Below are 15,885 nucleotides of genomic sequence, written 5' to 3'. Positions count from 1 at the left end.
TCGACCATAACTCGTGAAAGGGCTTCCACGGATGCGATATCTGAAGGTTTTTCTGACGGCCATGACGGTAATGCTTTGGGCGCCTTCAGTGATGGCGGCTAGCGTCGTGGGCATTATTTCTGAGCGTTCAGCTGCAGAAATGGCCGCTGGTGCTCATCGCTTTTTAGTCCATAACCCAGACCACCGCGTGTTGCTGCGAACCCCTGATCAACTGGCCACTCAGAGCGACCAACAAGTGCTCGAGTTGCTCAAGAATGCCGATGCGCTCGTGCTGGCTGCGGTCTTTGGTGACCAGGTGGAGCGCCTTGCCGGGTTGATAAAAGACGTGGCAGCGGATGACAGCACCGGGCAGATGCCGGTGCTAGGTATCAACAGTGACTGGCGTATTTCACGGCTGTCTCAGATCAATGGTGAAAAACCATTGGCGGAGCTGGATGCCGCTGGGCTCAAGGCCTTGGTCGCCGCGCCGGCGGCCGGAGTTGATGCTGCTGAGGATTTGGCAAATCGGCAGGCACTGTTTCCCAGCCAGGCTGACTGGTTGGAAGGCCGTGCTTTCTATCAAGGCCGGACGCCGAAACATCTGGATGGCCTGATACGGTGGCTGTTGGCTAAAGCGGGACACGACATGGATTACGAAAAGCCCGAGCCCCGTGCCAGTATCCGTTATTACCAGAATGGTGAAGCTAGCACTGAGGCTTCAGCACTGACGCTGACCGACGCCCCCGTAGTCGTGGTTCTTGATCTGGACAGCGGAGACCGACCGGGAGATCGGGACTTACTGGACGATACCTGTGCGGCTTTGAAAGCTCGGGAGCTTCAGTGTTTTGCGATCCTATCCCGATGGGGTGGTGCCAGCCTTGATGCCTTGCGCACTCTCGAAGAAGCGATTCAACCCGCAACATTGGCGGGTATTGTCAGCCTACAGGACTTTACCATCGGTGGAGGTGAGGGTCGCCGGGAGGTGACGGAAGAGTTGATCCGCCTCAACGTGCCTGTCATCAAAGGTCTTAGGCTGGCTTCCCGAACTCGTAATCAATGGCAGCTTTCCGTCGATGGTATTCCCACCGATCAGGTGCATTACAACCTGGCCATGCCGGAGCTTCAGGGTGTAAGCCAGCCCATGGTATTGGCAACGGCGGAGCCTCAAGAGATTGATCCCCAAACCGGCGTTGCGCTGACGCTGACGCAACCGGTTCCAAACCGTGTGGCTGCATTGGCTGAACGCCTTGAGCGTTGGCAAGTGCTGCAAACCAAGGATAACACCGACAAACGGGTGGCCATTGTTTATTACAACCATCCCCCCGGGCGCCAGAATATAGGTGCGGACAACCTGGATGTTCCAGCTTCACTGTTCCAAATGCTGACCTGGCTAAAAGCCGAGGGGTACAGCACCGGCCCCCTACCTGACAGCCCGGAAGCCTTGCTCGACCTGATTCAACAGCGCGGGGTTAGTCTGCCGGATGACCCGCGCTCGATGAAGGAAATGGCCAGTGAGGTACCTTCGATGAGCGCGGAAATCTACCAGCGTTATCTTCAATCTGTACCAGACGTTGTACAGCAAGAAATAGCGCATGGCCCTCTGGGGTATTTGCATGAACGCTTGGAGCAGGCCCATCAATTAGGAGAGCAGGACTTGGCTCTGGGCATTTTGGATCGAGGCGTTAAGGATCTACGGAATTTAATCGAGCATGTACAACACCCGAAACGGCCCACAGCCCTCACCCAGCTTGATGAATACGAAACACTGTGGAGCCAGCGCCTGAAAGAAGGCGGGCACAAAAGCGAATTGAACGAACAGCGAGCTCTATTGGCTGATACGGGCATACCGGGGCTGAAAGGCTGGGGTGAAGCGCCGGGGCTGTCGATGGTGGTGGATGACCGCTTGATCTTCCCCGGCCTGCGATTCGGAAATATTTTCATTGGGCCCCAGCCACCAAGAGGCTGGGAGGTGGATGAAGAGCTGCTGCACGCGAATACCACTTTCCCACCAACTCACCAATATGTGGGCTTCTACCATTGGTTGAGAGACCACTATAAGGCCGATGCGCTGGTATACGTGGGGCGGCATTCCACCCGTGAATTCCTGCCACGGCGTCGCGCTGGCCTGACTGAGGATGATTACCCTGATTTGCTGGGGGGTAACCTGCCACTGATCTACCCCTACATCGTCGACGGAGTTGGTGAAGGCATTCAGGCCAAACGGCGTGCGCTGGGCGTGATGATCAGTCATCTGACACCGCCCCTAGCGGTTACTGAGCTATACGACGACCTGCTTGAAATAAGGCAGTTGGTGGAAACCTGGGAGTCGGCGACCGATCCTGATAGCCCAACCCGTGAGCGGGCGCTGCAAATGCTGCGAGAAAAAATCTTGCTGCTGGACATCGACGACGATATCGAGCAGGAAATTGCCAATGAAATGGGGCTTTCTGCGGATGAGGTTTCGATAGAAGAGCTGTCGCCGGAGCTCCTGGTTCACGAAGCTGGGCACTATGTGACGGACATTCAGGAGCATTTCATGCCTCTCGGGTTGCATGTGTTTGGGCAGGACTGGACCGACGAGATGCTGGACACGATGCTGACCTCAATGGCGAGCAAGTCAGGTAAGCCAGAACCGAGCTGGCGACAGAGGTTGGCGATGTCACCAGCGGCTGAACGGAAGAGCTGGCTGCACGCGCTTAATGGTCGTTTTGTAGCGCCCGGGCATGGCAACGACCCGTTGCGGACCCCGGAAGTTTTGCCAACGGGGCGAAATTTTCATGCGTTGTCTGACGACCTGATTCCGACGCGAGTGGCTTGGTCACTGGCCGAGGACTTAGTCGCAAAAGCAGAAAAAACCGGTACCCGACAAAGTAACGAAAGTGATGCGCTGGTTCTCTGGGCGTCGGACACGGTGCGTGACGAAGGCGTGATGATTGCCTTCGGTCTGAAGCTTATGGGTATTCGCCCGGTGTGGAACAGCCGAGGCATTGTTAACGGCCTGGAGCGACTACCCGCAGGGCCGGGTACGGATAACCCGGTTCGTCGTAACGTGCTCTTTACAACATCTGGGCTTTTCCGGGATCTATACGGAAGCAAGCTGGCGTGGCTGGATCTGGCTTCTCGTTACGCGCTGGCGGGCGCCGCAAAAACCATAGCGACTGAGCACCCGGATTTGGTGCCCGCACTCGATCAGGCTTTGTCGGTCTTACCGGTAGCCCTGCAAGAACGCGGTAGCGAATCGCTCGAAATCAATGGTGTGGCCGCACGCTGGGTGGGCGATACCCGGGTTCTCCTGGCCGCCGGACAGTCGGCACAGGATGCAGGTAATCAGGCGGCCTACCGAGTGTTTGGCACAGCGCCGGGTGCTTATGGGGCTGGGGTGAACAGGCTGGCTACCCGCACTGGCGCATGGCAGGGGCGGCAGCAGCTGGGCGATGCCTATCGCCGTCGAATGGGGCATGTTTACGGTAAAGAAAGCCTAGGTGAACCGGCGCACGAGGCCTTTGATCGCCAGCTGCTTTCTGTAGACAAAACCTATCTGGGACGATCCAGCCATTTGTATGGCCTGCTTGATAATGATGACGGCTTTGACTTCCAAGGCGGGCTGTCCAATGCGGTGGAGCATTTGCGGGGTGAGCCGCCGGAGAATATGGTTTTACAGTACAAGGATCCGAAGAACCCAACGGTGGACTCGCTTCAGCGGGCACTGCAGGTTGAGCTTCGCGCCCGAAATTTGAACCCCCAATGGCTAGCACCCTTGATGGAGCATGGTTATGCCGGTGCGCGCACCATGGGCAGTGATTTTCTGGATAATCTCTGGGGCTGGCAGATTACCAGTCCACAGGTGCTCCGCTCGAGCGTCTGGGATGAAATTAATGAGGTGTATTTTCAGGATCGCCACGGGCTGGGCCTGAGTGACTTCTTGGCAGAGGAGTACAATGTTCACGTAAAGACCCATATGCAGGCCATTGCCCTACTGGCAGCCAAGCGTGGTTTCTGGGAAGTGAATGTGTTCACCCTGAAGTCCCTCGTGCGTGATTTCGCCGGCAATATCATTGACCATGGCTTGCCCGGAAGCGGCCACACCCGCCCGGATCATCCGTTGATGGACTGGGTTGCGGATCAGTTGGAACCGCAACAGCGGGAGGCTTTCGATTCGGCCCGCAAGGGAGGGTCTACGACTTATCCGTTCGTGCACGGCGCGAGCAATGACTGTCAGAAACAGGGGACGCTGGTGTCCTCATGTTGAAACCATATTTGTTGCCTTTCGTTGGCCTCTCCGTGCAGGAGCGGCTGGCAACGATTGTTCGCAGCCTAGGGCTGACATTCCATAATGACACGGAGAATACTCATGCGTGAACGAGCAAAAGACCCAGAACGCCACGCCAAGCGTATGGCAGCCAAGCAAAAAATCATGCAGGAGCGCATAGCTAAAGCCCAGAAAGAGCAAGGCATATTGCTGGTGCTAACTGGCCCGGGTAAAGGTAAGAGTAGCTCTGGCTTCGGCATGGTGGCCCGCGCACTAGGTCACGGCATGAAAGTGGGCATTGTCCAGTTCATCAAAGGAGCGTTCAGCACCGGTGAAGAAGCTTTCTTCCGGGGTCTGCCGAATGTCACCTACCACGTTATGGGCCAAGGCTATACCTGGGATACCCAGAACCGGGAGCAGGATGTTAAGAGCGCTAACGAGGCTTGGGACATCACGGCGGCCATGTTGAAAGACGACAGTTATGACTTGATCCTGTTGGATGAGCTGAACATTGCACTCAAGTACGACTACATCGACCTTGATCGGGTGCTAGACGACCTGCAGGCCCGCCCGGAAATGCAGCACGTCGTAGTAACCGGCCGCGGTGCTCCACAAGAGCTGGTTGATTTGGCCGATACGGTTACAGAAATGGGCGTAGTGAAGCACGCGTTCAAAGACCAAGGCATCAAAGCCCAGAAGGGTGTGGAACTGTAAATGCCCACCTTGATGGTTCAGGGCACAACGTCGGATGCAGGAAAGACCACGGTTGTAGCTGCTTTATGTCGATGGCTGGCCCGCCAAGGTGTATCCGTAGCGCCGTTCAAACCACAAAACATGGCTTTGAACAGCGCGGTTACGGTGGATGGCGGCGAAATCGGCCGGTCCACCGCGTTGCAGGCCTTGGCGTGTGGCCTTGAACCCCACAGCGATATGAACCCGGTCTTGCTCAAGCCTCAAAGTGACTGTGGCGCCCAGGTGATCTTGCGAGGCAAAGTCCACGGCAATATGGATGCCTTGGACTACCACGCCTACAAGGCTGAAGCTATGGCGTCAGTGATGGCCAGTTGGCGCGTGCTGAGCGAACGCTACGATGTGATCATTGCTGAAGGTGCTGGCAGCCCAGCGGAGATTAACCTGCGGGCCAACGACATCGCCAATATGGGCTTTGCTGAAGCTGCCGACTGTCCTGTGCTGTTGGTGGGCGATATCGATAAAGGCGGTGTCTTCGCGCAGTTGGTCGGCACCCTGGAGTTGTTGTCTGAAACCGAGCGGGCGCGAACAGCGGGTTACATCATCAACCGCTTTCGAGGCGATATTGCACTGCTGGAGCCAGGGCTCGATTGGCTTGAAACCCGCACGAGCAAACCAGTGTTCGGCGTACTGCCGTACCTTCACGGGCTGGTGGTGGATTCCGAAGACAGTGTCAGCACCGAAGGGAATAGCGAAGCCGGCGCCTTGAACGTGGTGGTGCCGGTACTACCACGCATCAGCAACCACAACGACTTTGATCCGTTGCGGCTGCATCCGGGGGTAAACCTCACCTTTGTCGGCCCAGATCAACCCATACCGCCCGCTGATTTGATTATCCTGCCGGGCAGCAAAAGCACCCGTCACGACATGCAGTGGTTGAAACAGCAGGACTGGCCGGATGCCCTGCGCAAACACCTGCGCTATGGCGGCAAGGTGTTGGGGATTTGTGGTGGTTTCCAGATGCTGGGGCAATGGGTGGAAGATCCTGACGGCCTTGAGGGCGAAGTTGGCCGCACCGAAGGCTTGGGCCTGCTGGAGATGAACACGCGCATGGTGGCCGGCAAGCAGTTGAAGCAAGTGTCCGGCACCCTCACGTCTAACGTGGTCGGGGCGGCTACAAGCGTGACGATGCACGGCTATGAAATGCACAATGGCGTTACCGAAGGCCCTGCACTGGCTCGCCCTTTTGCGGAGCTGGAAGGCCGGCCCGACGGTGCGGTCAGTCACGATGACCAAATAGCTGGCACTTATGTGCATGGATTGTTTGATGCGCCCGAAGCATGCGATGCCATTCTGGCGTGGGCAGGGTTGAATCAGGCAGCTGCGCAAGCGGTAGATTACCAGAGCCACCGGTTACAGCAGTTGGATCGCTTGGCTGACCAAGTGGAGGCGTTTTTGGATACTGATCGGCTAAGGAGCCTGTTGCAGTTATGAGCAACCACAACGAACCGTTTACCGAAGCCCAGAGAGAAGGGCTGTACCGGGCTATTTTTGAGCGCCGTGACGTGCGCTCACAGTTTTTGCCCGACCGCATTCCGGATGATGTTTTAGCCCGCATTCTAAAGGCCGCTCATCACGCGCCGTCGGTTGGCTTTATGCAGCCGTGGGACTTCATTGTGATCGACAGTATGTCGGTGCGAGAGCGGGTGCTGGCCAGCTTCAATGAAGAGAACGCGAAAGCCGCTGAAAACTATACCGGTGAGCGCAAGGAAACCTATCGTAGCTTAAAGCTCCAAGGCATTATCGAAAGCCCGATCAACCTGTGCATCACCTGTGACCGTTCCCGGGGTGGTCCTCATGTTTTGGGCAGAAACTCCATCATGGAGATGGACCTTTTCAGCACCTGCCTGGCGGTACAAAACCTTTGGCTATCGGCGCGGGCGGAAGGCATTGGTGTGGGTTGGGTCAGTATTTTGGATCAGGATCGGTTGTCGGATATTCTGCAGTTGCCGGAACAGGTGTACCCCTTGGCGTATCTTTGCCTGGGCTATGTCAGCGAGTTTCTGGATCAACCAGAACTGCAGGCGAAAGGCTGGCGATCTCGCCTTCCCCTGGAAGAACTAGTGCACGGAAATGGCTGGGGTAAACCGATAGATCAGATTGGCTTGTCTGAGCAATTGAAGAAGCATTGAACATGCCTTGGGTCGCTTTAAAGGTCTCAAATTGGGTACGTTAGTCCCCTAGATGGGGCTTTATTCGGGAGGGATATGGAATTTTCCGTTTTCTATCAACAGGCCCTTGCCCGAAAAGGTGGCGAGGAAGCGATGAAGACACTTCTGCCGACGTTGCCGGAGCGCGGGCGACTGATGGATGTGAGCGATGACCGTTACCTATCCGAAATCACCCGCTGTATTTTCAAGGCCGGGTTTGTCTGGCGGGTGATTGAGAACAAATGGTCAGATTTTGAAGCGGCCTTTGAAGGTTTTGTACCCGCCTACTGGCAACAGGTTCCGCCAGAAGTTCTGGAAAGACTGGCCGAAGATACGCGGGTTGTTCGGAATATGCAGAAGATCCGCACGGTGCCTGAAAACGCCCGGATGATCATGGAAGTGGCGCAAGACCACGGCAGCTTCGGGCAGTTTTTGGCGGAATGGCCCAGTGAGGATCAGGTTGGCCTGCTGATGTATTTGAAGCGTAACGGCGCTCGGCTGGGCGGAAATACGGCCCAGTATTTTCTGCGCCGGGTGGGTTGGGACGGATTCATCCTGTCCCGAGATGTGGTGACCGCATTGACCCGGGCCGATATTCTGGATGCCTCACCCACCAGTAAAAAGGGGCTGACTCAGGCCCAAAATGCCTTCAATCAGTGGCACCAGGAAACCGGCCTGCCCATTAGCCACTTATCCCGAATCGTCTCGTTTACTGTGGATAACGACTAGGCCGGCCACACCTCACAAGAACATCAGCAGCACCAGCTCGCTGAACACCACGCTTGCTCCTAGAGCATCCCCTGTGTAGCCGCCGAGTTGGCTGCGCAGGTATGCGCCCCAGCACAGCGCCACCAGTAGAACAGCAGGCAACATGCCGATGATCAGCAGGGGGTGCCAGAATGACAACAAGATGCATAGCGCCAGCACGAAGGTAGCAGCGATTGCTAAACGAACGTTGGAGAACCCATCAGCAACCGGTTTGGATTTGCTTTTGTCCGGGTCGGTGACATACGGCAGCGTTGCCATTAGCAGCAACGGAGTCAGCCGGGAAACTGCAGGCGCAACCAGCAATGCCAGCCAGATATAGCGAGCTTCCGTCAGCAGCGCGACCTTCAGCAGCAAGGCCATCACCAAGGCCACGGTCCCGTAAGTGCCAATCCGACTGTCCTTCATGATCTCCAGTCGTTTTTTAACGGTATAACCGCCGCCGAAAGCATCCACGCTGTCCGCCAAACCGTCTTCATGAAAAGCGCCGGTGATAAACAAGTGCCCAATGGTGACCAGAATGATGGCAACTAATGGGCTGGCAACCATCGAAAACAGCGAGAACGCCACGGCGTAAATAACGCCCAGCAGCAGGCCGACGAGAGGAAAGTACAGGCTGCTTTGGTTCATCAATCGCTGGGAATAGTCGATCTTGGCCAGCATCGGAATGCGGGTCAGAAAACCAACAGCCAGCCAGAAGGCCTGCCATTCATTGTTCGGGGAAGGTTTGGTCGCCATGAAAACTCCGCTATGTCGTAAGCGAGGCATTGTACCCGTTGGCGTAAGGGGATTCCTGCCGGATATCACCCTCGAGGTGAGTTAATGCCCTGTTGCTATGCTAGATATTGATAAGCACTACTTCACTGTATATCTCCAAATGGTATATGCTTATTCGAAATTTATCAGTTAAGCCAGAGGGTAGTGCAATGAGTCAGCCCATCGTCCAACATTTTTTCGACGAACCCACAAACACGTTCAGCTATGTGGTGCGAGATCCGGACAGTCAGGCTTGCGCCATCCTCGATTCGGTTCTGGACTTTGATTACGCCGCAGGCCGAACGGATGTTCGTTCCGCCGATGCCATTATCCAGTACGTCCGCGACAACAATTTAACGGTTGAATGGGTTCTGGAAACCCACGTGCATGCCGATCATTTGTCCGCGGCACCGTATCTGCACGAACAGCTTGGCGGCAAAACTGGTATCGGCGCCCGTATTACCGATGTGCAGGAAATCTTTGGTAAGGCCTTTAACGCAGGCACCGAGTTCGCCCGGGACGGCAGTCAGTTTGATCGGCTGTTCAAAGAAGGCGATACCTTCACCATTGGTGGTCTGGAAGGTCGCGTGCTCCACACTCCCGGTCATACCCCGGCCTGCCTTACCTACGTCATCGGCGATGCCGCCTTCGTAGGCGACACCCTGTTCATGCCGGATTACGGCACGGCTCGCTGTGATTTCCCGGGTGGGGATGCCCGCACCTTATTCCAGTCTATTCAAAAGGTGTTGGCCCTACCGGAGCAGACGAGGATTTTCCTTTGCCACGACTATAAAGCGCCGGGCCGGGAAGAGTTTCATTGTATGACCACGGTGGCCGAGCAGCGCAAAGCCAACGTACATGTGCACGAAGGGGTTTCCGAAGACGAGTTTGTGAAGATGCGCACCGAGCGTGATGCCACGCTGGGGATGCCTCGCCTGATCTTGCCTTCGGTACAAGTGAATATGCGGGCCGGAGAGATGCCGCCGGCAGACGATAACGGGCAGGTCTACCTGAAAGTCCCTGTAAATCTGTTCTGAGCCGGGTATGAAGCTGAAACGTTATTTGCCAATCCTGCAGTGGGCGCCGGGCTACAGTCGTGGGGACGCCACCAGCGATTTGATCGCGGCGGCGATTGTGACGGTGATGCTCATCCCCCAGTCGCTGGCTTATGCGCTGCTGGCGGGCTTGCCGGCTCAGGTCGGTTTGTACGCCAGTATTTTGCCGTTGGTGGCTTATGCCGTGTTCGGCACCAGTCGCACCCTTTCTGTCGGGCCGGTGGCGGTGGTGTCTTTGATGACGGCAGCCGCTTTGGCACCGTTAGCGGAACTGGGCTCAACCGAATACATTGCGGGCGCGGTGTTGATAGCGGTCATGTCAGGCCTGATGCTGACTGTGATGGGCATCCTGAAACTGGGTTTTCTGGCGAATTTTCTGAGCCATCCGGTGATCTCCGGGTTTATTTCAGCATCCGGTTTGGTGATTGCAGCCAGCCAGTTGAAACACCTCTTGGGCGTTCAGGCATCCGGCCATAATTTGCTGGATATTGGCACCTCGTTACTGGGTGCCTTCGGTGACATCAATACGCCGACGCTGTTGGTGGGCGCGGGAACGCTTCTCGTCTTATGCTGGGCGCGGCATGGCCTGAAACCTCTGTTGGTAAAGTTGGGCCTGACGCTACGCCTAGCCGACATCGTGACCAAAACTGCCCCTATCCTTGCTGTTCTGATCACAACGCTACTGGCTTGGTACTTCAGACTGGACCAGCAGGGCGTGCGCCTGGTTGGGGAAATTCCATCGGGTTTGCCCTCGTTTACATTACCGAGTCTGGATACGGCGCTTTGGTCACAGCTGGCGGTCAGTGCGCTGTTGATCAGTGTTGTCGGCTTTGTTGAATCGGTCTCTGTGGGCCAGACTTTGGCGGCGAAGCGGCGCCAGCGCATCGATCCGGATCAGGAGTTGATTGGTTTGGGTACGGCCAACCTCAGTGCCGGTTTTTCCGGGGGGATGCCGGTCACGGGTGGTTTCTCTCGCTCTGTGGTGAATTTCGATGCGGGTGCCGAAACCCCCGCGGCGGGAGCCTATGCCGCTGTTGGAATTGGGTTGGCAGCGCTGTTTCTGACTCCGGCGATTGCGTGGCTGCCTCAGGCAACCTTGGCCGCAACCATCATCGTGGCCGTGGTCACCTTGATTGATCTGCCCGCCCTGCTCCGCACCTTCCGGTACTCGCGCACCGATTTTGGCGCCATGCTGGCGACCATTGTGCTGACCCTGGTACACAGTGTCGAAGCCGGCATCATCGCCGGTGTGGGCTTGTCGATCGGCTTGTTCCTGTACCGCACCAGTCGCCCGCATTGCGCGGTGCTAGGCCGGGTGCCGGGCACTGAGCACTTTCGGAACATTCTGAGGCACGATGTGGAAGTGTGCCCGAAAGTCACCTTCCTGCGGATAGACGAGAGCTTGTATTTCGCTAACGCCCGTTTTCTTGAAGAAACGGTTATCGAGCTTGTCGCCCGAGAGCTGGAACTGAAAGATTTGGTTCTGGTGTGCCCCGCGATTAATCTGATCGATGCGTCGGCACTGGAGAGCCTGGAGGCGATGAACGAACGCCTTTCTGATGCTGGAGTCCGCTTGCATTTGTCTGAAGTGAAAGGGCCGGTGATGGATCGATTGAAAGGCACGGAATTGCTGGAACGCATGGGTGGTCAGGTTTTCTTGAGCACTTATCAAGCATGGAGAACGTTGACCGGGCGCCATGGTGTGGCGGTGCCTTCCGAACGCTGAGTCAGCGCCAGCGGGAATGCTTTTGCAGTTTACGCTGCAAGGTTCGGCGATGCATATTGAGAGAGCGCGCTGTCGCGGAAATGTTGCCGTCGTGTTCGCTTAATACGCGCTGAATATGCTCCCATTCCATTTCTTCAACGGAGGGGGGCGCTGGGCGAAGCTCGGGTTCGCCTTCAACCGGGTCAAAGCCGCACATCAGTTGTTGAACGGTGACAGGCTTGCACAGGTAGTTCACCGCGCCCCGCCGAATCGCCTCGACGGCGGTGGCAATGCTGCCATAGCCGGTCAGTACCAGAACTTCGAGCTCCGGCTTTGTTTTGAGTAGCTCTGGCAACAATTGCAGGCCACTCTCGCCCGCCAAGTTCAGGTCCAGCACGCAGCGTTTAATGCCAGCTTCAGTGGCGGCTGCCAAAGCCGAGGCGTGATCGTGGGCCGTAGTTGCTTCGACGCCCTGGCGGGCAAGAGATCGAACCAGCACCTGAGTAAATGCCTGATCGTCGTCCACCAACAACCACTGTTCTTTTGTAGACATATCAATGGGCTCCGCTCGTTTTAACCGTGGCAGCAGGCAGAACAATCATCATGGTGGTACCCGACCCGCTGGTTTTGGCCTTCAGGCTTCCGCCCAGTCTTTGAATGGTGGCATTGGACAGAAAGAGCCCGACCCCCAAGCCATTGCGAGAGTCGACGATTTCTTCGCCCGGCGCACCTTGTAGCGAAGATTCCAGTCCATCACCTTGATCTTCAACGATAATCTCAACCTGACCGTCATCCGCTACCCGGCTGCTGACCGAAACCCAATAGGGGCTTGCAGTCAGTGCGTTCGCCAGTAAGTTGAGCACCGCTTGGTCCAGTGTTGCGTCCACGTTAACGCTGGCCTCGGGGCAGTTTGTGGGCCAGTGCAGCGGGCCGGACGGCCACAACAAGGTGGCAGATTCCCGTAGCCGTGCCAGCCAGTGTTTTACCGTTACGGTTTCCAGCTGTGCGGTTTTGGCGTCCACCGCTGTTTTGGTGAGTTGTTGCAGGTGGCCACTGCACAGCTCTATTTGCCGCCCAAGCATGTCCAAGTCTTCGTTCAGCTCCGCTGAAGCTTGGTCTTGGGTATTGGCCCGGATTTCATCAAGCAGCAGCGTCATGGTGTTTAACGGTGTACCCAAGCGGTGCGCGACCGCGGCAGCGGACAGCCCCAAGGCAATGACCTGTTCATCCCGAAGCCGGTTTTCACGAAACGTCGATAACTGGCTCTGCTGATGCCGCAGTCGCCGGGCTAATGCCCCGACCACCAGTAGCAAGATGCCAGCGGTCAGGGCAAAGGTTGCCCACATCCCGACCAGATGCAGCTGAGCCAAGTCGCCGCCGTGATGATGGTGCACTACGGGTGTGTGCCAAAGCACCAACGCGGTATAGATGGCAATGCCAGCCAGGGTCAGCGCAAGGCTCTGGCGGGTTGGCACCAGAATAATGGCCACGGCAATGGGGAGCAGCAACATGGAAACCAAGGGGTTGGTATAGCCGCCTGTGAAGTACAGCCACCCGCCGATCAGTATTAGATCGACGGCCAGTGTGAGGCTAACGGACGAAGAAGATTGAGGCGGCCGGCGGTTAAACCAGAGCCAGCCCAGAGTGGCAAGTACACCGTATAACAGGCAGAGGAGGAGGGCTTCAGCCTGGTGGGCCAGTTGAACCATGGTTTCGGCAACGGCGATCGCTACCAGTTGAATGGTAATAATGGCCAGCCGCATGCTCAGCAGATAGCGGGCCGCCTGACGAAAACCAGTTTGAGAGTGTGTGAACCATTCCATGGCCGCATTCTAGCAGCAAGCAGCAACAACAGGCCTTGAGACGGTGCGACTTATTGTCCCGGGTCAATCCGCGAAATAACACACCAACTGCTGACTGAGGACATCCCCCGTCAGTTGAAGGTGCGCGGAAGCCATGCTGTGCACTTTTACGGCGGCGGCAACGGGGTTGTCTGGGTCAATGGGGTTGCCGGTTTCACCGAATTGCAACAGGTCTGGATGGTATTGGCAGTGGGGCATATCTGGGAATAAAGCCGCGTAGGCAATGCCGCTTTCGACCAGATCCTGGAAAAAGTGAGAGCCATAAGACAAGTCGGGCACCATGTCGCCGGCGTTCTCCGACACTTCAATCAGCGCGGCGACGCCGGCGATGTCGGAAAAGCGCACCGGCACGCCGAGTTCAGGACTGCTGGTGCCCCAGCGGCCGGGCCCGATCAGCATGGTGGGTTCGGACGACGAGCGCATGATCTTTCCGATCAGGCGGGCCACCTCATAGCGCTCACTGGTGTTCAGGTCCGCGTAAACTGAGGCGTCCACCCGGATTACCCGGTTAATGGCAAGGTTGATGTTGCCACCCATAAAGTGACCCCGGGTTTGGAACAATAACCGGGACCGAGGCAGTGGGTCAGGAATCTGGACCGGCCCGGTTTCGCCGATGGTGGCCAGTGGGCGGCATTGCACCAGATTGAAGGAGGTTTCGCCCTGGTCATTCAGGTGCAGGGTGAATTCCACGTCCACGGGGTGACGGTAACCGGCTTCCAAAGTAGCTAGCAAGCTCGACAGCTGGCGAATAAATTGGCTGCCTTTCACCAACGGCCGGAACGTTAAGCGCCACACCGGGCCATCGAGGCCTATTTGTTCTGCTCTGGTTGTGGCTGCGCGATCCACCTCCGCTAAGTGCTTCATGGGCAAGGTTTGGGTGGTCGCGAGCAGTTGGCTTAACGGGCAGGTTTCGAGGTTGCCGGTTTCCAAGTCCAGCACATCGATCAAATGCTGGGAGTAACGGAAGCTTTCGTCTTGGTCGCGGAAGGGTTGTCGCATGGGGTAATCCAGTGCCATCACGCAGGCGTGGTCGCCTTCGATACGGTCAACCGCCCGGGTTCCCAGCCCCATCACCAGCCGCACCATGCCGGCTTTCGGGTCCATTTTACTGTCCCACGCAAAGGTGTTGCGCGACACCCCGACACCGGCGGCATCAGGCAGGTAGTAACGGTTGTGAAAGCGGCCGTTCACGCGCTGAATCAGTAGCGCCATGGGCTCTTCCCGCTGATCGAGCCCGCGCCGTTTCCGGTACACCAGCGCATCCTCGCTCATGGAGGAGGCGTAGACTTCCCGAATGGCATTTTCCAGAGCGACCAGGCGTTGTTCGGGTGGGCCCTGATTAACCAAAAAGACACTATCGTACTTACCCGCAAAGGCATTGCCGAAACCATCTTCCTGCAGGCTGGATGACCGCACCAGAATCGGGTATTGCCCGTAATGATCGAGCAGCCGCTCTAGGTCGGCCCGAATTTCGTTGGGAAAGTGCCCGTTCAGAATGCCTTTCTGCAGGGCCGGGGCTTCGCTCAGGTAACCGCTGGCGGAGCGTTGGCGCATCACCGTTGGCCACAGGCCGTTGTGGACCAGAAAAGCGTAGTAGGCATCGGTTCCCAGATAGCTGGAATCATGAGGTTCCAAGTGCTGTAGCCATTGCTCGGGGTCGTCTTTCAGCAGGATATTGCGGGCAATCAGCATGCCGGTGGCCTTGCCGCCAATATAGCCGCTGCCGATTAGCCGACTGCGGATGCTCAGCAGATCTTCCAATGATAGATAGCGCCGGGCCAGCTCTAGTATTTGCGGATCTCTGCTAACCAATACTTGAAGAACCTGTTCTTGCAGAGCTGCGATGGTATCGGGGTTCTGTTCGGCCAGTGCCCGGCTGGCGTCTTGAAACAACCGGTCCCAGTAGTCCAGCAAGGGCTGGCTGTGCAGGCTTTCCTGCTCCAGTGCGGCCTGTAGCCTTGTCGCATCACTACTGTAGGTAATTGGGTGAAACTGCCCGTTGAGCTCCCGATGCGGCAAGAACATCGTGGGTGATTGTCGCCGCCAGGCCTTAATGGGTTGTACCTGTACGTCGTCGCCATGGCGGTGAACGTCGAGCATCACTTGGGTGGTCTGCCGGATGCGGTCCAGCGTCATCCGGGAGTGACGGTCTGGGTGGAGTGCAAACCAGGCGACGGTATCCAGTTCGAACAGGAACGGGCAAATCACGCGGAAGAAATTACCCACCATGGCATCGGTGGCCCAGGCGTTCAGCAGCTCGCTCAGGCTATCACATATATAGAAAGCGCCTCGGCCATGCTGCTCAATCAGGCGCCAGACCCGGCCGGTAAAGCTTTCAAAGCCGCCCAAGGCATCTATTTCGATGGTGCGTACAGCGGGGTGATTTTCGATGATTGGCGCGTGGTCGCCAAATCGAAGATAGAGGATCTGCCGGCCTGAACTTGCGGCCGCTTCTACAAAGGGTAGGACGAAACGGCGATAGTCATCGAGGTGCGATACCCGCCAGACTACGTTATCGCCGATTCTGAGGTGATCCAGAACCTCGTCGAGCCCGGCCAGACCGGTGGATACGCGGTCTGAGGACTGACGAGGATCTTCGCCGTTCATGGCTGGA

General features: G+C 56.9%; 11 protein-coding genes. 7 read left to right on the top strand and 4 right to left on the bottom strand.

The window, feature by feature from the left end; all coding sequences use genetic code 11:
• Positions 1-31: 31 nt before the first annotated feature.
• From ACNQ6O_RS12920 to ACNQ6O_RS12900, 5 genes are all read left to right on the top strand, one after another.
• Entirely contained in the window at positions 32-4,228 is a 4,197-nt protein-coding gene (locus ACNQ6O_RS12920) for a cobaltochelatase subunit CobN (RefSeq protein ID WP_418053636.1), read from the top strand.
• Positions 4,229-4,330: 102 nt separating this feature from the next.
• On the top strand, positions 4,331-4,942 hold the full coding sequence (cobO, locus tag ACNQ6O_RS12915; protein ID WP_418053635.1) for a cob(I)yrinic acid a,c-diamide adenosyltransferase: 612 nt from the start codon (positions 4,331-4,333) through the stop codon (positions 4,940-4,942).
• Positions 4,943-6,412, top strand: coding sequence for a cobyric acid synthase (locus tag ACNQ6O_RS12910; RefSeq protein WP_418053634.1), 1,470 nt, complete (start codon positions 4,943-4,945; stop codon positions 6,410-6,412).
• The gene (bluB, locus tag ACNQ6O_RS12905; protein WP_418053633.1) at positions 6,409-7,110 is read left to right on the top strand and encodes a 5,6-dimethylbenzimidazole synthase; all 702 of its coding nucleotides are present in this window, start codon (positions 6,409-6,411) and stop codon (positions 7,108-7,110) included. The genes ACNQ6O_RS12910 and bluB overlap by 4 nt, the downstream gene beginning before the upstream one ends.
• Before the next feature lie 75 nt (positions 7,111-7,185).
• Positions 7,186-7,857 (top strand): DNA-3-methyladenine glycosylase I, encoded by a 672-nt coding sequence (locus ACNQ6O_RS12900; protein ID WP_418053632.1) that lies wholly within the window; start codon positions 7,186-7,188, stop codon positions 7,855-7,857.
• A 12-nt stretch (positions 7,858-7,869) separates the two neighbouring features.
• Here ACNQ6O_RS12900 and cobS read toward each other — a convergent pair whose 3' ends face one another.
• Positions 7,870-8,631 (bottom strand): adenosylcobinamide-GDP ribazoletransferase, encoded by a 762-nt coding sequence (gene cobS / locus ACNQ6O_RS12895; RefSeq protein WP_418053631.1) that lies wholly within the window; start codon positions 8,629-8,631, stop codon positions 7,870-7,872.
• 188 nt (positions 8,632-8,819) lie between these two features.
• Here cobS and ACNQ6O_RS12890 point away from each other — a divergent pair, with 188 nt between their 5' ends.
• Positions 8,820-9,686 (top strand): MBL fold metallo-hydrolase, encoded by an 867-nt coding sequence (locus ACNQ6O_RS12890; RefSeq protein WP_418053630.1) that lies wholly within the window; start codon positions 8,820-8,822, stop codon positions 9,684-9,686.
• Between the two features lie 7 nt (positions 9,687-9,693).
• On the top strand, positions 9,694-11,430 hold the full coding sequence (locus tag ACNQ6O_RS12885; protein ID WP_418053629.1) for a SulP family inorganic anion transporter: 1,737 nt from the start codon (positions 9,694-9,696) through the stop codon (positions 11,428-11,430).
• A 1-nt stretch (position 11,431) separates the two neighbouring features.
• On the opposite strand, the gene ACNQ6O_RS12880 is transcribed toward ACNQ6O_RS12885, so the two are convergent.
• The 3 genes from ACNQ6O_RS12880 to ACNQ6O_RS12870 form a co-directional block, all read right to left on the bottom strand.
• A complete protein-coding gene (locus tag ACNQ6O_RS12880) occupies positions 11,432-11,962 on the bottom strand; it encodes a response regulator transcription factor (protein ID WP_418053628.1) in 531 nt (176 codons plus the stop codon).
• A gap of 1 nt (position 11,963) precedes the next feature.
• Complete coding sequence (locus ACNQ6O_RS12875; RefSeq protein ID WP_418053627.1) at positions 11,964-13,232, bottom strand: sensor histidine kinase; 1,269 nt, start codon at positions 13,230-13,232, stop codon at positions 11,964-11,966.
• Positions 13,233-13,295: 63 nt separating this feature from the next.
• Positions 13,296-15,878 carry a PEP/pyruvate-binding domain-containing protein gene (locus ACNQ6O_RS12870; RefSeq protein WP_418053626.1) on the bottom strand — a complete coding sequence of 861 codons (2,583 nt, stop codon included), beginning with the start codon at positions 15,876-15,878 and terminating at the stop codon, positions 13,296-13,298.
• Positions 15,879-15,885 lie beyond the last annotated feature (7 nt).

Source organism: Marinobacter sp. SBS5, from assembly GCF_048285575.1.
In the GTDB taxonomy this organism is placed as follows: domain Bacteria; phylum Pseudomonadota; class Gammaproteobacteria; order Pseudomonadales; family Oleiphilaceae; genus Marinobacter.
This window is presented reverse-complemented; position numbering and strand designations above follow the sequence as displayed.